Source organism: Paenibacillus sp. EB106-06-01-XG199 (assembly GCF_058791575.1).
Map to the genome: position 1 here is coordinate 569,577 of NZ_JBYTDQ010000004.1, position 17,789 is coordinate 587,365.

The window sequence follows — 17,789 nt, forward strand, 5'->3', positions numbered from 1 at the left end:
TATTTTGTGAACGGTGCACAAAGATTTATCGAAATACACCCTATCCTGTAGTTGCAGTCATACAAATTGATATAGAATGGGCACAAAAAAGCTAAAGTCTGTTTATCCCGGAGGAGGAATCCCGTGAAATCCATCAGTAACGAATATGTACAGATAGCCGCCGCGATGTTCAGGACGGGAATTCTCGGCTATGGCGGGGGCCCCTCCGTAATTCCACTGATCCGGCATGATGCCGTAACCCGCTATTCCTGGCTGAGTGATGATGAATTCGGGGAGACGCTGGCCATCGCAAATGCCTTGCCCGGGCCCATCGCCACCAAGATGGCGGCATATCTCGGCTACAAGCTTAAAGGGGTAAAAGGTGCGCTACTTTCCGTACTGGTGCATATTCTGCCTAGCTGTATTGCGATGATTGCCCTGTTATCCGCGGTGAATTATTTAAACGGCTCCAAGGTAGTGGCAGGCATGATTGCTGCTGTCTCTCCCGTGATTGCAGTGATGCTGGGAATGATGGCTTACGAGTTCGCGCAAAAAACGTTCAAAGGATTGGGGAAATGGATCGGGGCTGCTTTCCTGCTGCTGGCACTGGTACTGCTTGAGGGGCTTCACCTGCATCCTGCCATCGTGATCGTACTTTTTCTTGGCTATGGAACGGTTCATTACCGGATACTGGCAAAGAAAAATAAAGGAGGAACCGCCTGATGGAATGGCTCAAACTGATTTACGGCTTTTTTATGGCCAATCTGCTGGGCTACGGCGGCGGCCCCTCCTCCATTCCGCTGATGTACGAAGAGATCGTGCCGCATTACGGCTGGCTGAACGATGAAGAATTCTCCAATATGCTGGCGCTCGGCAACGCCCTGCCCGGACCGATTGCGACCAAAATCGCCGCTTACGTCGGCTATGACGTCTATGGCTGGTTGGGACTGAGCGCTGCTCTCGCTGCTACGGTTCTGCCCTCCGCTGCCGCACTGATCATCCTGCTCGGCGTGATGCAGAAATACAAGCATTCACCCGTCGTTAAAGGAATGACCTTGCTTGTACAGCCGGTGATTGCCATAATGATGGCCGTCCTGACTTTCAAAATGGCCAGAGGTCCGGCGGACCTTATCGGCATCTGGCAGACGCTGATCATTGCCGCAATTGCCTTTTGGGCTATGAAGCGGCTGAAGCTGCATCCCGCACTCGTGATTCTTGCCGCTTTTGCTTATGGAGGGCTGGTACTCCGGTATAAGGTCTAGCGGCGTCTGCCGCAAGGACCTCCTATTTCAAAATGTACTGCGAAAGCACCGACTGAACCTCATAGATATTGACAGATTTATTGAATGTCTTCTTCAGCGGCAGTGAGCTGCCGGATACATAAAGACACAGCTCTGCATCCAGATCAAAGTGCCCCGCCGTCTCCACCGAATAATGGGAGATGTTTTGGTAGGGAATGGAGTGATATTGCGTTTTTTTGCCGGTGATCCCCTGCTTGTCAACGAGAATCAGCCGCCTGTCGGTAAAAATGAACATATCCCTGATCAGCCTGTAGGCCCGCTCAATTTTTTCATGGGGGGTCAAAATCCGCGCGTATTCACGCTGCACTGCCGCCAGATCAACCTGCGTTGCATTGCCCAGCAGTCCATTAAAAAGCGCCATCACTGTTCCTCTTTCCTGTTGCTGATTTGGTGAGCTGCCTCAGCCATATAACATCCTATTGTGCAATTCCAATTATATGCTGTGGTTCATTCCGCTTTTTTTCTATTGCTATTATTGCGGATATTAGGTAAACTACTGTTAAATTTGTATCGAAGGAGGTGTAGAGGAATGGATCGCAATTGGACCAACAGTGTTATTAGCCGGCTGCCTATCGCTATGGCTGGCATCGTTCATGTAAATGCCGACAACGGGAGAAGTCTGTCCATTTACAAGAATTTAATAACACTACACAATTGTGAAATGCCTTTCCTGCCTACACTTCAACGGATCTCATAAACCGGAGAACAACCAGGCCGCGGGGAAATTTCCCTGCGGTCTTTTTTTTGTTCCATGGTGTCCTCCTGGAGGCATCCCCTTTGAAAGACAGCGGAGACAGGGCATTCTTAAAAGGAGAATACCTATGATCATTTCATGTCAAAACGTCCAAAAATACCACGGTGCCCAGCTTGTGCTGAGCGATATCACCTTCGATATCCGCCAAGGTGAGAAAATTGGCCTGATCGGCCGCAACGGCTGCGGCAAAACCACCCTCTTCCGTCTGCTGAGCAGTGAAGAACGCCCCGATCAAGGGCAAATCTCCATCCGCAGAAACAGCATCATTGGCCTGCTCTCACAGATCCAGGAAGCGGACGGCGACGAGACGGTGTATGCCGTGCTCCAGCGCAGCTTCGCGAAACCCCTGGAGTGGCAGCAGCGCCTGCGGGAACTGGAGCAGAAAATGTCCGGACTGAACGCCGGAACGGACGAACAGGACTGGAACAGGCTGCTCAAGGAATACGGCAGTCTGCAGGAGAAGTTCGAAGCAGCCGGAGGTTATGAGATTGAAGCCTCAATCCAGCGTGTAGCGGCAGGCCTTGGAATCGGAACCGGGCAATACGACCGCCGGTTCGCTTCCCTCTCCGGCGGGGAGAAGACAAAGGTCGGCCTCGCCGAGCTGCTGCTGCGCCGTCCCGATATCCTGCTGCTGGATGAGCCGACCAACCATCTGGATATGGAGGCCATAGAATGGCTGGAGCAGTTCCTCCAGACTTATGACGGCACAGTCCTTGCAATCTCTCATGACCGCTATTTCCTGGATGCCGTAGTGAAGAAGGTCATCGAGATTGAAGATGGCGAAGCCATCACGTATCACACGAATTACAGCGGATACCAAGTGGAGAAAGAAGCCCGTCTGCTTCAGCAGTTCGCCGATTACCAGGAACAGCAGAAGAAAATCAAGCAGATGCAGGAGAGCATCAAACGGCTGATTGAATGGGGCAACCGTTCCAATCCGCCGAACCCTTCCTTCCACCGCCGGGCGGCCTCCATGCAGAAGGCGCTGGACCGGATGGTCAAGGTCAAACGCCCAATTTTGGAGCGCAAATCGATGGATTTGCAGCTGCAGCAGGATGACCGGACCGGCAACCAGGTCGTCATCCTCGACCGGATCACCAAAGGTTACGGTAACCGCAGGCTGTTCTCAGAGGCCAGTGATATCCTGCGATATGGCGAGACTACCGCACTGATCGGCGGCAATGGCGCGGGCAAGAGTACGCTGCTGCGGATGATACTCGGCCAGGAGTCCCCGGATAGCGGAAGCTGCACCCTTGGATCAAGAGCTGTCATTGGTTATCTTGCCCAGGAGGCAGTGCCGGAGGGCGGCGGACAATCGGTGCTGCGCTATTTCCGGGAGGAGGCCGGACTTGAGGAAGGCGAAGCCCGCGGGCAGCTTGCCCGGTTCCTCTTCTACGGCAGCGATGTGTTCAAGGACATCACCAATCTCTCAGGAGGCGAATGGACACGGCTGCGTTTCGCGATACTGATGCACCGCCGTCCAAATCTGCTCATTCTGGATGAGCCGACCAACCATCTGGATATTGATTCCCGAGAAGCACTGGAAGAAGCGCTGGAGGAATTTCCCGGCACGGTGCTGGCGGTTTCCCATGACCGTTATTTCATCAACCGCTGCTTCGGCAAGCTCTGGGCGATTGATCAAGGCCGCTTCACCTCCTTCTCCGGAAATTACGAATATTATAAGGAAAAGCAGGCTGAGAAGGCTGCCGCTGCAAGGCTGCAAACCGAAATGAGCGGCCAAGGCTGCAAACAAGTGGCGAAGCCGGATACATTGCCCAAATCCAAAGTCCCTGCTGAAATAGCTGAGGCTGCGGGTTCACAATTTGGCCTCCCGGCAAAAACTGGGTCCAAACCTGAACGGTCCACCGATTCCCGCAAGCAGCGCTCCGGTATCTCCTGGGAGCAGGAAATAGCCGCAGCAGAGGCGCAATTAGGCCTTATTGATGCTGAGATGCTGAATCCCGTTATCGCCAGTGATGCGGGAAAACTGGCTGAGCTTCAGCATACTAGAGATGCCGCACAGGAGAAGCTGGATGACCTCTATGCGTTCTGGTTGAGCGAAGCAGAGACACACCAATAACATTTTAAACATAGAGAAAGCAAAGGTGATAACCATGACAGACACTCCGGCCGTGGAGGCCTATTGGAATACTTATATTAAAGCCCATCCCGAAGCTGCAGAACTGTATGACAGCGCGTGGTCCTTTGGCGACAATCCCCGGCTTGCCAACGAGTTGCTTGAGCTGGTGCTGAAAGGAATTAAGACGGGAACCGCCTCCGATTATGATTTGAACGAAATCCGGGGACTCACTCAGCCCTTTGCCCATGGCCACTCCATCCTTCTGGATGCCAGCGGCGAACCGCGGGCAATCATCGAAACTATAAAGGTAGAAGTCATTCCTTTTGACGAGGTAACTGCGGAGTTTGCCTATTCCGAAGGCGAGGATGACCGCAGCCTGGAATCATGGCGCTACAATCATGAGCTGTATTTTACGAGGGAACGCAAAGCCTATGGCAAACCCTTCGATCTTCAGATGAAGGTGGTCTGCGAGAATTTTCAGATTGTCGATATCAGACAGCCCCAGTAATTCTTATATTTCCAAAAATGGCTGGGCTTCCTTATGTTAAGGAGGCACAGCCGTTTTTTGTTCATTGCTTATGTATACACCCTTGTATCGTCCCGAAGTTGAAATAAGTTATGATCCATTAAAAAAGGCCGCTTCCTCATAACGAAGAGACAGCCTTCATTGTATAGTTACAATTAGTGTAAGTAGAATCCTTAGGATTAAGGTTTAGTGCCAGATCCCCATGATCCAGCCAACCACCGAGATCCATAAAGGAATGCTAATCAGAATGCCCCAGACCAGTCCGGTGGCAATATTACCTTCTGCAGGACGTGTTGCATTCTCCTGCGTTAGCGGAAGTCTTAACTCTTCTTGTTCCATGCGATCCCCTCCTAAATTTCTTATCGACACAGTAGAGGAAAAAATGTAGACCGCCTGACCCAAAAAGTTGTGTTTCCAAATATTTTTTAGATACAAAGGCTCAGCGGTCACTCTATGGAAAGGCTTACATAATTAATATTAACCAATTTTTGTCTCAATTAAAACTTATATTTTATCTATTTCGTACATTATATGCAATTAACTAGTCCAAAATTACCGGCTTCTGCGGATCGTGCAAGAATTGAAACATGGTTCGCAGCTGCTCCGCCGTATTCCGCTCCACAGACAGCTCAGGCAGCTCATCCTCAGCGAAAAAATCCACCTCGCTGGTCTCCACGCCTTCCGCTGCCTCCCCGCCGACAATCGTGCACAGGATAAACATTTTGTAGACATGATAAGGCTCCGGGGGATGATTATGGAATTTCTTATCCAGCACGGCCAGCAGACGGACTGCTTCCGCCTGAAAACCCGATTCCTCGGAAATTTCCTTGACGACTACCTCGCTCGGAGACAATCCAATATCGGCCCAGCCGCCGGGAAGCGCCCAATTGCCGTCCAGCTTCTCGCGGACCAGCAGAATTTTCCTCTCACGGAAAATAACGCCGCGCACATCTACCTTCGGTGTGCTGTACCCGCCTTCACCCGCAAAAGAGAGCCGGATCCGCTCCTTGCTTTCAAACGTATAATTCGCCAGAATGTCCACGCTCAGCTCACGCAGTGCTTCATAACGTTCGATGTCGTACACGTCTTTGGCGTAGGTAAGACCTGTCTGGGCAATTCCCTGAATCTCCTTCACCCAAGTTAACCACTTCGGTTCCATAGTTTTATCGCCTCCATTAACATATCGAAAAGGATTATTGGCATAGCATTAAATGACGGGAGAACATCCCCTTTTTAGCAACACAGCGGTCGATAATTTCAAATCCTGCTGTCTCTATCATCTCATCCATCGCTTCGATAGCCACGATGACAACCCTGTCTGCAATCCGGCGGGCGTTCACCAGTATGGCATACTGTTCCTCAGGGGTAATGCTGGAATATAGATTGTAAGGCATGTCCACGATGGCTGTGTCATAATGTTCCTCAATGTCTGCAATATCTCCCAGCGCCACTTCAGCCTCGAAGCCGAAATGGGCAATATTCGTCCGCGCTCCCGCCGCAATAAAGGGATTGATATCACGGCCAACGATATTGATACCCATCGACAGCGCCTCTACCATTACTGTCCCGATGCCGCAGCAAGGATCAATGACTTTGACTCCTGCCGGATTTGGGACCGCCATATTGACAGCCGCACGGGCCACTCTTGTGCTGAGCGCAATGGAATAGCTGCGCGGTTTTTTCATTTGCCGGAACCAGGTTGCCTTGTTCTTGTGATAAGCCCCGAAGTACCAGCGGCCGCCCAGCGTTACTATACCAAATACAAGCTGCGGATGGTTCACATCCGCTTCTCCCTCTATCCGCAAGCCGATTTCCCGCTCAATAATTCTGCGTTCATCATACTCTATTTTATCTGCAGGGGACAAATCATTGGTCTTCACAAAAATCACCTTGAAGGTTTTACCGTTCAACTCCACCTGCTCGGTCTGCTTATAAATTTCCTGCAGGCTGTCCCCCCCGTAGATCACGTCAATCCGTTCCTTAATAAAAGGGCTGCGGCTGACATCCGCTTCAATCTCACTTGCAAAAATGGCAGGCGGGATCTCCCGGCCAAACAGGCAGCGCAGCTCCATTGCGCATAAAGAAGTCTCGTCCTCCGAGCATGCATAAGTATAGATATACGCGGGATTCCCGCCCTTATTAGGCATGTTTCCTTCTTCTTTCAGATCTGTATAAGAATTCAATGACACGTTATTCCGCTCCTATCGCTCCCGCTGCTGGCGGGGCTTCTGTTTCATTTAGATTTTCTGCTGTATCGGCACCGGAATGCCCGTTGTCATAGCTGATCCTTGCCCCGGCGATTTCTTCACGCTTTCCGTTAACCCATTCAACAAGGGCGGTCAGCGGTTCCAGCAAGGACTCGCCCAATGCTGTAAGACCATATTCAACGGTCAGAGGCACGGTAGGCGTCGCTTTGCGCCAGACGATTCCGTCCCGCTCCAGATGGCGGAGCGTTTGGGTAAGCATACGCTGCGAAATTCCGCCTGAGCGCCGCTGCAGCTCCTTGAACCGCAAAGATTCCACACCTAAATTCACGATAATCAGCACACTCCACTTATCTCCAACCCGGTCCAGAATCTGCCGGGCTAAGCTGCAGTCCTCAAGCATCGGCAGCTGACCGTCTTGCTGAGTCAATAATCGATCCATTATGGTTACCTCCATGTAACTTGAGCATATAATAGTGCCTTCTTGCTGCACAAGCCAACTAAGTTTATCATGGTTACTGTTAGTAATCAACAACCGGAAGGGAACTGATATTAAGTGAAAACAATCGCTATCGTAGGGGCCGGTCCGGGACTCGGACTCTCCATTGCCAAGAAATTTGGTACAAACGGCTTTCAAGTCGCTTTAATTTCCCGCAATGCGGACAAGTTAAATCATCTGGTGGACGAATTAAAGGGGCTGGGCATCGAAGCGGCCGCCTTCCCTGCTGATCTTTACAATAAAGAACAATTAACTGCCGCTTTCCAGGGGATCAAAAAAAAGTATGGCTTCATCGACGTGCTGGAATTCAGTCCAACCAGCGGCAATTATCCGCCGACTCCGGCATCACAGGTTACGGAAGAAAATGCACTTGATGCGTTCCAGGCACTGGTAGTAGGCGCTATCCGCAGTGTGGAGCAGGTCTTGCCGGAAATGCTGGCCAAAAAAGACGGGGCTATCCTGTTCACAACCGGCCTCTCTTCCCTCTATCCCATACCGATGATGGGCAATATCGGTATTGCGCTAAGCGGGCTGCGCAACTATGCCAACAACCTGCACACCGACCTTGCTCCTCAAGGGATTTATGTCGCTCACTTAGCGCTGGGTGTATTCATTAAGCCAGGTACAGCTACAGACCCGGGTCTTATCGCTGATGCATGGTATGATTTATACACCAGCAAGTCACAAGCCGAGGATACCTTCCCGCAAGGTGTCACTCCGGCCACAATTATCTGGTAAGCCATTTCACCAATCCATTTTGATCCATAGTGAGTTCTCCAGTATAATGGAAGCATTACACTGCCAAACCATGACGGCGGTGCGTTGCCCTGAGCTCTAGACTCAGGGCTTGTACTGCCTGTTTTGCGCAGCGAACTCCAAGGAGGTACATATCACTATGTCTTATGAAACTTATTTTCAAACTGAGCGTGAAGCTCAGCTTGCCGAATTGAAGGAATGGCTGGCCATCCCCAGCATTTCCGCCCTGTCCGTACACAAGGAAGACGTCAATTCAGCCGCACATTGGCTGATGGATACACTGAAGCGCGCCGGGCTGGAGAATATCGAAATCCATCCCACAGCGGGCCATCCAGTAATCTATGCCGATTATCTTCACGCGCCGGGCAAGCCGACCATTCTGGTATACGGCCACTATGATGTCCAGCCGGTTGATCCGCTTCATTTGTGGACTACCCCTCCGTTTGAACCGGAAATCCGTGACGGCAAGCTGTACGCACGCGGAGCAACAGATGATAAGGGTCAGGTCTTTATGCATATCAAAGCAATCGAAGCCATTCTTAAGCAGGAAGGCACCTTGCCGGTCAATATCAAGCTGTGTATTGAAGGCGAGGAAGAAATCGGCAGCGTGAATCTGCCGCCATTCCTGGAAGCAAGCAAGGACAAACTGGCTGCAGATGCCGTGCTTGTCTCGGATACAGCCCTGCTGGAACGCGGACGCCCTGCCATCTGCACCGGGCTGCGCGGATTGTGCTCACTCGAAGTCAGCGTAAACACCGCATTGACAGACCTGCATTCCGGCTCCTACGGCGGCGGTGTGCCAAATGCGCTGCATGCACTCGTTTCCCTGGTGAGCTCGCTGCATGATGGCAACGGCCGTGTTGCCGTCGATGGTTTTTACGATGGCGTCCCTGAGCTTTCTCCTCTGCTGCGTGAGGAGTTCGCCAAACAGGGTGTGAATGAAGAGAAGATCAGAGAAGCCCTCGGCCTTGAACAGCTGTACGGCGAAGAGGGATACAGTTTTGTAGAGCGTGTCGGCGCCCGTCCAACCCTTGAACTTAATGGGGTTTACGGCGGTTTCCAGGGTGAAGGCAGCAAGACGGTCATCCCTAAGGAAGCCCATGCCAAGATCACCTGCCGCCTTGTCGGCGACCAGGATCCGCAGCATATTCTGGATGTTGTTGAAGCTCATCTGAAAGCGAATATCCAAGCCGGAGCGAAACTGCATGTGAAACAAATGGAAAAAGCGCGCGCCTTCAACATCGACCCGTCGAATCCGATTCTGCAGACTGCGGCAGACGCTTTTGGCAAGGTATACGGCACTCGTGCACTCTTCACCAAAGACGGCGGATCCATTCCAATCATGGAAAGTTTCTCGCGTATCCTCCAAGCACCGGTTGTTCTGATGGGCTTTGGACTGGATGATGAAAACCTGCACGCTCCGGATGAACATTTCAATCTAGAGAATTTCGATAAGGGACTGCTTACGATTGTTGAGTTCCTGAAGACAGTTTAAACAAGAAGCCATTCTCCGCCGAGAGTTGAATATCTAAAAAGGCCGGATTTCCCGTTATTGAGGGAAGCCCGGCCTTTTTCTCTGATTCACATTAAGTAGAACAATCCCAACCCGCTGTGCAAAATAAAAAACCCTTGCATAACAAGGATTTCGAAGTTAAGTGTATGGAGCGGGTGATGGGAATCGAACCCACGCTATCAGCTTGGAAGGCTGAAGTTCTACCATTGAACTACACCCGCAATGCAAAGTGAAGACAAAAAGTATTGTATCATTCCTATGAATAAAATGCAACCCTATCGGCTCACAGAATTTCTACGAAGACGGTGATGGGATTAAGGGTGTGAGGAAAGCCTGTTCAAATTCGGCCGCCTTGATTGGCTTGCTGAAAAGGAAGCCTTGCGCTTCATGACAATGCTGCTGGCGTAAAAATTGCAGCTGCTCCTTGTTCTCGACACCCTCAGCAGTTACCTTCAACTTCAGATGATGCGCCATGGATGTGATCGTCGATACAATCGCCGCGTTGTTGCTGTCTTCCATAACCTCTGAAACAAAGGAACGGTCGATCTTAAGCCGGTCGATTGGCATATTCTTCAGATAGTGCAATGAACTATAGCCTGTCCCGAAATCATCTATGCTGATGAACACACCCAGCCGTTTCAGACGGTTAAGCTGATCAAAGGCGGTTTCTTTGTCCAGAGTCATACTTTCGGTAATTTCCAGATCGACATAACAAGGATCAAGCCCGATCTCCTGCAAAATGGCAGCAATTTTGCCGTCCAGGTTCGGCTGAAGAAACTGGCGCATGGACAAGTTGATCGAGACACATATCGGCCGGTACCCTGCTGTCTGCCACTGTTTGTTCTGGAGGCAGGCCGTTCTAAGGACCCATTCACCGATTGGAACAATCAGCCCGCTCTCTTCGGCAATCGGAATGAAATCGATTGGCGACACAAGTCCACGCTTGGGATGCTCCCAGCGCAGCAGTGCTTCCATGCCGACAATTTCTTCGGTATCCAGCTGCACCTGCGGCTGATAGACGAGATAGAACTCATTGCGTTCCAGTGCCCTGCGCAGATCATTCTCCAGCTTGAAGCGTTCCTTGGCCTTCATTTGCATGGCCGGGGTGTAGCGGCGGATTTCTACACCCTGTTCTTTGGCATTATGAACAGCGGTATCGGCATTCTGAATCAGTTCTTCTGCAGTGTCCCCGTCCCCAGGGTAAATGCTCATTCCGAGACTTAGTGAAATGTGATATTCTCCAGACTCAAGCTTTACCGGTGTTTCGAATAACCGCAAAAGCTCAGTCGCCCGGACTAGACAGTTCTCCACACCGGTGCGGTCTGTCATCAGAAAAGCGAACTCATCGCCACCCATGCTGTACATTTCTTCGTTTGACTTGACTTCATTTCTTATGCGCTCTGCAACCAGCTGCAGCAGCAGATCTCCAGCGTAATGACCAAGTGAATCATTGATGTTCTTAAAGTGGTTGATATTCATAATCAAGAACGCTGAGAATCCTTGAGTCTTGTCTTTTTCGCCGCGATGAACGATTTCTTCAGCGTGCTGCATCAGACACCTTCTATTCGGCAGTCCTGTTAATTCATCATGATACGCCAAATAATTAATCCGCGCTTCCGCCTGTTGGTTCTCATGAAAAGGCTCTTCAATCGTCAACCGGTAGACACCGGTAAGCAAAAGGTAATAGGCTACTCCGCTGCTTAGCATTCCAAAGAGATAGTCCATTTCGCCGATACTGAACAGATTCATAAAAAAGACCTGGCCCATGGCGAAGAAGATCAGCGCACGGATAATTATGAGCAATGACGCCGATTTTTCAATTTTGCCCGGGTACACGATAATAGCTACTCCAAGCAGATAAACAAAAAGCACAGCCATATCCACGATATGCTTTAAAGTGTTTATCCATGAATAATCCCACTGTTCCGCAGCAATAGAGTGGCTGAAGATTAGTCCCCCCAAAGAAAGCACAATCAGCAAAATAGCAACACTGAAGACCTTCTTCTTGCCTCTAACAGATACCGGCTGATCCTCTCTGCTAAAAATAACTAGGATTCCAAGTGCACTTGCCAAACGGGAGAAGGTGAGCAGCCAAAGCGATTGTTCTGAAGTAATGTACGAAGAAATCCCGGGAATACCTGCAAAGCTTAACGTGTGTAAGAAATCAAAAATACATACTCCAAAAAATAAAGCAGAGGTGTAAAGTCTTGCCTTGGATAATTTATCGGAGAAAAACAGCCAGCCCTGAGCAAAAATTGCGAAACCAAAAGCAATATTGCAACAGCCGATCATAAGATAGAGGGCCGAAAGCCAATTCTGATTCTCAATATTACTGAGCGGTGTACGAAAAATTTGAATTAGAAGGAACAGCACAGCTCCTACTATAGCCGCTTGAATGGTCTTTCTCTCTTCTTGTCTCATAAGTCCCTCGCGTCTGAAATGATATCTATTTATAAATATACGGATAAATTTAAGTCCTATGTATAAATATCGGCTTGGCTACCCCATAAAGTTACATTCTTGTTTCTTTATTATAAAAGAAAAAACAGCAAAAAAAGCACCTTCCTCTGATATAGAGGTCAGTGCTTCTGCAGGATACCGATTATTTATCTCCGAAGTTCACCTCAGGAGTTGTAAGCTTATCATAAAATTCTACAGCCTTATCTTTGTCTTCCGAAGAACGCAGCGCCATTGCAGAGCGCGGATGCTCATCCAGTGTGCCGGTGATCATGTAAGGAATAATATATCCCCATTCTTCCTTCTCCCGCAGAGGAATCATCAACCGCTCAACGACATCCAGAACCGGCCGCAGCGTATATTTTGTATTTTTCAGATGGGTAACCAGCAGCTCGGTCGGGCAGTTGCCTGCGGCGCGGCCCATGCCGTAACAGGAGGCATCAAGCAGCTCTACACCCTTCTCGGATGCAATAAGCGTATTGGAGAAGGCCAATTGAAGATTGTTGTGGGTATGTACGCCCAAACGTTTATTCGGCAAATGCGTTCTGAACTTTTCCACCAGATAATGAATATCATTATGATCCAGGCTGCCGTAAGAATCCACAATATATACAACGTCAACCACGCTCTCGCGGATTTGTTCAAATGCCTCCAGCAGCTCATTCTCCATCACGTTAGACAAAGCCATAATATTGATCGTTGTCTCATACCCAAGATCATGGAAGGTCTGCACCAGCTGCAAAGCCTTGTCCACATCCTTGCTATAGCAGGCTACACGGATGAGATCCAGCATGCTTTCACTGCGCGGCAGAATATCATTAACATCCACGCGGCCGATATCTACAAGCGCGGAAAGTTTGGTGTTCCCCTTTTGCGGGATGACCTTGCGCAGGAAATCATCGTTCAGAAAACGCCACGGACCTGCTCCCTCTGCTCCTTTAAGCAGCTTCGGTGAATTTTTATATCCGATTTCCATATACTCAACACCGGCCTCGTTCAATCCGGCGTACAGATTCTGCACAAATTCAACACTAAAATCCCAATTGTTCACCAGTCCTCCGTCACGAATGGTGCAATCTACAATTTTACTCTGATTACTCTTCACTATTTGTTCTCCCTTCCACATATCCTTCATTATTGCCGCCAGCATAGACTTACTATGCAATCATTATCGTACAATCATACTTTAGTGAAGAAGAAGTTGTAAAGAAAATTCCAGGTTTCTTTCATATCCTTTTTCACAACAACGTAACAATGACATATATCACAGTAAATCTCTATACGAAATGCTACAGTACAAGAAAATGAATGAGATTGATTATCAGTCTCTCTCGGAGGGATAGAAAATGGCTTCTACATCCTGCTCCTTACTGCGCTTACAACCGGGCTCTACAGGCTCCATCCATAAAATAGAAGGAATGAACCCCATATTACGGCGCCGTCTGGCTGATCTAGGGGTATCCGAAGGCGTTAATATCCGGCTCAAGGGAAAAGGGCCTTTCTGGGGGCCTGTTACTCTGGAGTGCAACGGCCAGCTGTTTGCCATTCGGCGGAAGGAAGCCTCCCGCATTGAGGTGAATGTATCATGAGTTCAATAGCACTTTTGGGAAATCCCAATACAGGGAAAACCTCACTTTTTAATACACTTACTTCTTCCTATGAATATGTAGGGAACTGGGCCGGTGTAACCGTGGAGAAAAAGGTCGGCAGCCTGAAAAACGGCGCAGGAAAGCTGATCGACCTGCCCGGAATCTATTCGCTGCATCCGCTCTCCCGGGATGAGGGTGTAGCTGCCCAATACCTGATCGATGAATCGCCGGAGGCCCTGATCAATATTGTGGATGCCTCCCAGTTGGAACGGAACCTGCTGCTTACCCTGCAATTACTGGAATACGGCAAACCTACTGTGCTGGGTCTGAATATGATCGACGTTGCCAAAGCACGGGGCATTGTTGTAGATCACGAAATATTGCAAGAGCGTCTCGGCATTACCGTGCTGCCCCTGATTGCCAGAACCGGCAAAGGAAGCGGACAAGTGCTCAGCGTTCTGGAGAAAAGAACGACAATCCCCCCGGTCAACTTCAAACTTGATTATGGTGAATTGGCTGAAGCAACCATTTCTTCGATTGAGCAGGAATTACAGCATACCCCGGGCTTACCAAACCGCCGCTGGGTCGCGCTCCAGCTGATGGAACAAAATCCTGTCGTCCTTGAACTGCTCAAGAAACGTGTAAATACGGACCGCCTGTTGATGATTTGTGACAACTGTCAAAGCGAACTACAGAACAAGAAGCTGGCATTGACCCTTCCGCAATGGATTCGTTCCATCCGTATGGATCATATTCGTGCCGTATGTCTGGCGGCGATGGATACTACAGCACAGAAACCGCATAATCTGACAGAAAGACTCGACTCCATTTTGACACACCGTTTCTTGGGATTGCCTCTGTTCATCGCCTTTATGTACGCGATGTTCAAAACAACCTTTGACTGGGTAGGCGGACCTTTATCGGATATTGTAGACGGATGGATTTCCGGTCCGATCAGTGAAGGCGCCACTTCCCTGCTTCAAACCATTGGAGCTTCCGGCTTCACGCATGCGCTTATTGTAGACGGTATTATCGGCGGTGTTGGTGGTGTAGTTGTTTTCGTTCCACAGATCTTCATCCTGTTCCTGATGATTTCCTTCCTCGAGGACTCCGGTTACATGGCGCGTGTCTGCCTGTTGATGGACAGCACGATGGAGCGGATGGGTCTTAACGGCAAAGCCTTCATCCCGTTCATTATCGGCTTCGGCTGCAATGTGCCTGCCATTATGGCTGCGCGCAGTATTGAACAGCCCAAAGACCGTATGCTGACCACACTGCTGATGCCGCTCATGTCCTGCTCAGCAAGACTGCCGGTATACCTGCTGTTTGCAGCGGTCTTTTTTCCGGCCCAGCAAGCCACGGCCGTACTGGCAATGTATGTCATGGGTGTCGTGTTTGCCCTAATCCTATGTAAGCTGTTCTCCAAACACCTGTTTAAGAATGAATCGTCTATCTTTATTATCGAACTTCCTCCTTACCGGATGCCGCAGCTCAAAGCGCTTGGCCGCAGTACCTGGGAGAAGGGCAAGGGCTTTCTGCGCAAGGCGGGAACTATTATCCTCGCCGGCTCGGTAATTATTTGGCTGATGTCTTACGCAGGTCCCGGCGGATTCAACGTTGAAATGGATCATAGCTTCCTGGCGAAATTCGGGGGAATGATTGCACCACTGCTATCCCCGCTTGGCTTTGGGACCTGGCAGGCAGGCTCAACGCTTGTACCCGGATTCCTGGCCAAAGAGGTCGTAGTATCTACCATGAACATCATTTATCATGCTCCGGATGCTGCTGGACTGGAAGGACAAATTTCCCAAGTCTTTACTCCGCTAAGCTCAATAAGCTTCATGGCCTTTATCCTGTTGTATATTCCTTGTCTGGCAACTGTAGGGGTTATTAAGAAGGAAACGGCGTCTTGGAAGTGGACCTTCTTCTCCATGAGCTACTCCCTCGTACTGGCATATATTGTATCTCTGGTTATTTTCCAGGGCGGACGTTTATTGGGATGGTCGTAGAATCTGCAACAAACAGATTTCTTGATGAAAGCGGGGCTTGGCAATGATAATAAATATTTTAATTATAGCGGCTGTGTTTGGTTACTCCGGCTGGATGATTTACCGGCATGTTCAAAAGGGCAAACAGGGGGCTTGTGCTGGCTGTGACAAGGGGAAAACCTGCTCGGCGGCATCCCTGGACTCTCCGTTCTCCTGCGGTGGAGGAGTACCCAATAACAAGCTTTAATCGTCAGCACGGACGGATAGGAAGAAATAAACGGGTTTGAATTCCCCGCCATACGGGTATGTTTGTTATAAGCAACTGCAACGAAGACCAATACCCAAGGAGGAATAACCATGAACACCAAAAAAACGTTATTTACCACGGTAGCATTGGGAGCAGCCTATTTACTGAAAAATAAAAATACCCGCGACAAGATCATGAACGGCATACAGTCTTTTACTTCTCAAGTAAAAGCCAAAAAATCCAGCGGAACCGTATAGGCCACTCTGCCGGATGAAGGATCAGCATTGGAAAAGCCGTAAAGCTCCGGATGATGGAGCTTTACGGCTTTTGTTTGATGTGATCATCCTCTAGGAATGGGGCTGCTGACTTATTCCCAGCAGATATTCCAGCAACGTCCGGACCATTACACCCGTGGCACCTTTCGGATTAACCCCCCGCTCCCTGGAGAGGAATGCCGTTCCGGCAATGTCCAAGTGAATCCAGGGCAGTCCTTCAGCGAACTCGCCGATAAATAATCCGGCTGTTGTAGCCCCCCCGAATCTCCCGGCAGCATTGCGGACATCCGCGACCTCGCTTTTCAGCATCTCACGGAATTCGGGATACACCGGCAGCTGCCATATCTTCTCCCCGGACAACCTGGAAGCCTCCATGAGCTCCTGCATAAAGGTCTGGTCATTGGTAACGGCTCCTGTAGCAACATCCCCCAGTATGGACAGCACAGCCCCTGTGAGGGTAGCTACGTCTATGAACCGCTCCGCTCCCCACTCCCGGGCATAGGTGAGTCCGTCTCCCAGTACTATCCGGCCTTCGGCATCGGTATTTAGCACTTCAATGGTTCTTCCACTGAGAGAGGTCACAACATCACCTGGCTTAAAAGCACTGGCTGAAGGCATATTTTCGGCAGAAGGAATAACTATTACGGCATTGAGCTTCGGGCGCAGCCTGCCCAGCGCCTCTGTCACCCCAAGCACGGCTGCAGCACCGCCCATGTCGCTGATCATCTCTTCCATGCCTGGTGCTCTCTTCAGTGAAATGCCGCCGGTATCGAAAGTGATGCCCTTGCCGACAATTCCCACGACGTCCTTCCACTCGTTTGTTCCCTGATAACGAATGACGATCATCCGCGGCGGATGAATGCTGCCTTTGCCGACAGCAAGCAAGCCTCCCATTCCCTTCTGTTCAATCTCCCGTTCATCCAGCACTTCAGCGGGAAATCCATAACGTTCAGCCACATCAATCGCCGCGGCCGCAAGCGCAGACGGTGTCAGCTGATTGCCGGGAAGGTTAGTTAGGTCCCGGGCCAAATTGGTTGCTTCGCCAAAGGCCAGCCCCCGCTCGATCCCCTGACTCCAGCTATTCCCCTCAGCTTCTTCCACCTTAAGCTCACTATGGAATGTAATGGAGGTCAACCCTGCAAACGCAGGCTGCTCCTGCTTATAATGTTTGCGCCGGTACGCCCCCAGTACAAAGCCCTCTGTAAGCGCCTGAGCAGTCATTTCCGGCTCTTTCACCTTTAAGCCGGCAGGTAACTGGATCACGAGTGTTGCCGCCTTCAGCCGTAATGCAGCCCGGGATACTTGGGCCGCCAGCACCCTGATCTCCTCTGCGTCGAAATCTCCGCTGCCGCTCCCCGCCAGCAGAATGACAGGAATTTCAAATGCCTCCCCAGCAGGCAGTGTATAGGTCTGGTTCAGCTTGCCCGTAAAAAGCCCGGCTTTGACCAGCGGATCCATTCGCTCCTTCCACTCCGTTGCAAGACTGCCCGCCTCAATTTCAGTTTGTGAGGCTATATAACAAAGAACATCGCCCTTTATGGCAGCTATTGAACTGCCGCAGCTCCATTCAATATTCAATAGAACTCCTCCAATCATCTTCCATTTTAATAATCCGCTAATA

General features: G+C 50.1%; 19 protein-coding genes and 1 tRNA gene. 11 read left to right on the forward strand and 9 right to left on the reverse strand.

Annotated features, from left to right (window positions below; genetic code table 11):
* Positions 1-123 precede the first annotated feature (123 nt).
* Together chrB and chrA are read left to right on the forward strand one after the other, a co-directional pair.
* Positions 124-702, forward strand: a complete 579-nt coding sequence (gene chrB / locus AC3WT9_RS17590; RefSeq protein ID WP_341377647.1) for a chromate efflux transporter ChrB — start codon at positions 124-126, stop codon at positions 700-702.
* Positions 702-1,241, forward strand: a complete 540-nt coding sequence (gene chrA, locus AC3WT9_RS17595) for a chromate efflux transporter ChrA (protein WP_341090756.1) — start codon at positions 702-704, stop codon at positions 1,239-1,241. Before chrB ends, chrA begins: the two co-directional genes overlap by 1 nt.
* A gap of 22 nt (positions 1,242-1,263) precedes the next feature.
* On the opposite strand, the gene AC3WT9_RS17600 is transcribed toward chrA, so the two are convergent.
* Positions 1,264-1,641 (reverse strand): PH domain-containing protein, encoded by a 378-nt coding sequence (locus AC3WT9_RS17600; RefSeq protein WP_341090754.1) that lies wholly within the window; start codon positions 1,639-1,641, stop codon positions 1,264-1,266.
* 168 nt (positions 1,642-1,809) lie between these two features.
* Between AC3WT9_RS17600 and AC3WT9_RS17605 the strand changes: the two genes are divergently transcribed.
* The 3 genes from AC3WT9_RS17605 to AC3WT9_RS17615 all read left to right on the forward strand — a co-directional run bounded on the left by AC3WT9_RS17605 (position 1,810) and on the right by AC3WT9_RS17615 (position 4,622).
* Complete coding sequence (locus AC3WT9_RS17605; RefSeq protein WP_179091806.1) at positions 1,810-1,977, forward strand: hypothetical protein; 168 nt, start codon at positions 1,810-1,812, stop codon at positions 1,975-1,977.
* Positions 1,978-2,101: 124 nt separating this feature from the next.
* Positions 2,102-4,114, forward strand: a complete 2,013-nt coding sequence (gene abc-f, locus AC3WT9_RS17610) for a ribosomal protection-like ABC-F family protein (RefSeq protein WP_341377646.1) — start codon at positions 2,102-2,104, stop codon at positions 4,112-4,114.
* Positions 4,115-4,148: 34 nt separating this feature from the next.
* Complete coding sequence (locus AC3WT9_RS17615) at positions 4,149-4,622, forward strand: ASCH domain-containing protein (protein WP_341090747.1); 474 nt, start codon at positions 4,149-4,151, stop codon at positions 4,620-4,622.
* Between the two features lie 204 nt (positions 4,623-4,826).
* On the opposite strand, the gene AC3WT9_RS17620 is transcribed toward AC3WT9_RS17615, so the two are convergent.
* From AC3WT9_RS17620 to AC3WT9_RS17635, 4 genes are all read right to left on the reverse strand, one after another.
* Positions 4,827-4,979: a hypothetical protein gene (locus AC3WT9_RS17620; RefSeq protein ID WP_179091807.1), complete on the reverse strand. Its 153-nt coding sequence runs from the start codon at positions 4,977-4,979 to the stop codon at positions 4,827-4,829.
* Positions 4,980-5,181: 202 nt separating this feature from the next.
* A complete protein-coding gene (locus AC3WT9_RS17625; protein ID WP_341377643.1) occupies positions 5,182-5,799 on the reverse strand; it encodes an NUDIX hydrolase in 618 nt (205 codons plus the stop codon).
* Between the two features lie 34 nt (positions 5,800-5,833).
* Complete coding sequence (locus AC3WT9_RS17630; protein ID WP_341380333.1) at positions 5,834-6,787, reverse strand: RNA methyltransferase; 954 nt, start codon at positions 6,785-6,787, stop codon at positions 5,834-5,836.
* A 43-nt stretch (positions 6,788-6,830) separates the two neighbouring features.
* Positions 6,831-7,286, reverse strand: coding sequence for a winged helix-turn-helix transcriptional regulator (locus tag AC3WT9_RS17635; RefSeq protein ID WP_341090743.1), 456 nt, complete (start codon positions 7,284-7,286; stop codon positions 6,831-6,833).
* Positions 7,287-7,400: 114 nt separating this feature from the next.
* Here AC3WT9_RS17635 and AC3WT9_RS17640 point away from each other — a divergent pair, with 114 nt between their 5' ends.
* Complete coding sequence (locus AC3WT9_RS17640) at positions 7,401-8,081, forward strand: SDR family NAD(P)-dependent oxidoreductase (RefSeq protein ID WP_341377642.1); 681 nt, start codon at positions 7,401-7,403, stop codon at positions 8,079-8,081.
* A 157-nt stretch (positions 8,082-8,238) separates the two neighbouring features.
* Positions 8,239-9,594, forward strand: a complete 1,356-nt coding sequence (locus tag AC3WT9_RS17645) for a dipeptidase (RefSeq protein WP_341377641.1) — start codon at positions 8,239-8,241, stop codon at positions 9,592-9,594.
* Positions 9,595-9,759: 165 nt separating this feature from the next.
* Here AC3WT9_RS17645 and AC3WT9_RS17650 read toward each other — a convergent pair.
* The 3 genes from AC3WT9_RS17650 to AC3WT9_RS17660 all read right to left on the reverse strand — a co-directional run bounded on the left by AC3WT9_RS17650 (position 9,760) and on the right by AC3WT9_RS17660 (position 13,174).
* Positions 9,760-9,833 (reverse strand) — tRNA-Gly (locus AC3WT9_RS17650).
* A gap of 73 nt (positions 9,834-9,906) precedes the next feature.
* Positions 9,907-12,033 carry a putative bifunctional diguanylate cyclase/phosphodiesterase gene (locus AC3WT9_RS17655; protein WP_341090612.1) on the reverse strand — a complete coding sequence of 709 codons (2,127 nt, stop codon included), beginning with the start codon at positions 12,031-12,033 and terminating at the stop codon, positions 9,907-9,909.
* A 181-nt stretch (positions 12,034-12,214) separates the two neighbouring features.
* The gene (locus tag AC3WT9_RS17660) at positions 12,215-13,174 is read right to left on the reverse strand and encodes an aldolase catalytic domain-containing protein (protein ID WP_341090609.1); all 960 of its coding nucleotides are present in this window, start codon (positions 13,172-13,174) and stop codon (positions 12,215-12,217) included.
* Positions 13,175-13,415: 241 nt separating this feature from the next.
* On the opposite strand from AC3WT9_RS17660, the gene AC3WT9_RS17665 reads away from it, so the two are divergent.
* From AC3WT9_RS17665 to AC3WT9_RS17680, 4 genes are all read left to right on the forward strand, one after another.
* On the forward strand, positions 13,416-13,658 hold the full coding sequence (locus AC3WT9_RS17665; protein WP_038587302.1) for a FeoA family protein: 243 nt from the start codon (positions 13,416-13,418) through the stop codon (positions 13,656-13,658).
* Positions 13,655-15,667, forward strand: coding sequence for a ferrous iron transport protein B (feoB, locus tag AC3WT9_RS17670; protein WP_341090608.1), 2,013 nt, complete (start codon positions 13,655-13,657; stop codon positions 15,665-15,667). Before AC3WT9_RS17665 ends, feoB begins: the two co-directional genes overlap by 4 nt.
* Positions 15,668-15,710: 43 nt before the next feature.
* A complete protein-coding gene (locus AC3WT9_RS17675; protein ID WP_341090607.1) occupies positions 15,711-15,893 on the forward strand; it encodes a FeoB-associated Cys-rich membrane protein in 183 nt (60 codons plus the stop codon).
* Positions 15,894-16,003: 110 nt separating this feature from the next.
* Positions 16,004-16,150 carry a YbyB family protein gene (locus AC3WT9_RS17680; protein WP_341090604.1) on the forward strand — a complete coding sequence of 49 codons (147 nt, stop codon included), beginning with the start codon at positions 16,004-16,006 and terminating at the stop codon, positions 16,148-16,150.
* A 90-nt stretch (positions 16,151-16,240) separates the two neighbouring features.
* On the opposite strand, the gene AC3WT9_RS17685 is transcribed toward AC3WT9_RS17680, so the two are convergent.
* Positions 16,241-17,746 carry a leucyl aminopeptidase gene (locus tag AC3WT9_RS17685; protein ID WP_341377639.1) on the reverse strand — a complete coding sequence of 502 codons (1,506 nt, stop codon included), beginning with the start codon at positions 17,744-17,746 and terminating at the stop codon, positions 16,241-16,243.
* Positions 17,747-17,789: the final 43 nt, after the last annotated feature.

Excerpts from the sequence above, each read along its gene's own strand:
- chrA (WP_341090756.1), top strand. The coding sequence starts at position 702 with ATGGAATGGCTCAAACTGATTTACGGCTTTTTTATGGCCAATCTGCTG.
- AC3WT9_RS17600 (WP_341090754.1), bottom strand. The coding sequence starts at position 1,641 with ATGGCGCTTTTTAATGGACTGCTGGGCAATGCAACGCAGGTTGATCTG.
- AC3WT9_RS17605 (WP_179091806.1), top strand. The coding sequence starts at position 1,810 with ATGGATCGCAATTGGACCAACAGTGTTATTAGCCGGCTGCCTATCGCT.
- abc-f (WP_341377646.1), top strand. The coding sequence starts at position 2,102 with ATGATCATTTCATGTCAAAACGTCCAAAAATACCACGGTGCCCAGCTT.
- AC3WT9_RS17615 (WP_341090747.1), top strand. The coding sequence starts at position 4,149 with ATGACAGACACTCCGGCCGTGGAGGCCTATTGGAATACTTATATTAAA.
- AC3WT9_RS17620 (WP_179091807.1), bottom strand. The coding sequence starts at position 4,979 with ATGGAACAAGAAGAGTTAAGACTTCCGCTAACGCAGGAGAATGCAACA.
- AC3WT9_RS17625 (WP_341377643.1), bottom strand. The coding sequence starts at position 5,799 with ATGGAACCGAAGTGGTTAACTTGGGTGAAGGAGATTCAGGGAATTGCC.
- AC3WT9_RS17630 (WP_341380333.1), bottom strand. The coding sequence starts at position 6,787 with ATGCCTAATAAGGGCGGGAATCCCGCGTATATCTATACTTATGCATGC.
- AC3WT9_RS17635 (WP_341090743.1), bottom strand. The coding sequence starts at position 7,286 with ATGGATCGATTATTGACTCAGCAAGACGGTCAGCTGCCGATGCTTGAG.
- AC3WT9_RS17645 (WP_341377641.1), top strand. The coding sequence starts at position 8,239 with ATGTCTTATGAAACTTATTTTCAAACTGAGCGTGAAGCTCAGCTTGCC.
- AC3WT9_RS17655 (WP_341090612.1), bottom strand. The coding sequence starts at position 12,033 with ATGAGACAAGAAGAGAGAAAGACCATTCAAGCGGCTATAGTAGGAGCT.
- AC3WT9_RS17665 (WP_038587302.1), top strand. The coding sequence starts at position 13,416 with ATGGCTTCTACATCCTGCTCCTTACTGCGCTTACAACCGGGCTCTACA.
- feoB (WP_341090608.1), top strand. The coding sequence starts at position 13,655 with ATGAGTTCAATAGCACTTTTGGGAAATCCCAATACAGGGAAAACCTCA.
- AC3WT9_RS17675 (WP_341090607.1), top strand. The coding sequence starts at position 15,711 with ATGATAATAAATATTTTAATTATAGCGGCTGTGTTTGGTTACTCCGGC.
- AC3WT9_RS17680 (WP_341090604.1), top strand. The coding sequence starts at position 16,004 with ATGAACACCAAAAAAACGTTATTTACCACGGTAGCATTGGGAGCAGCC.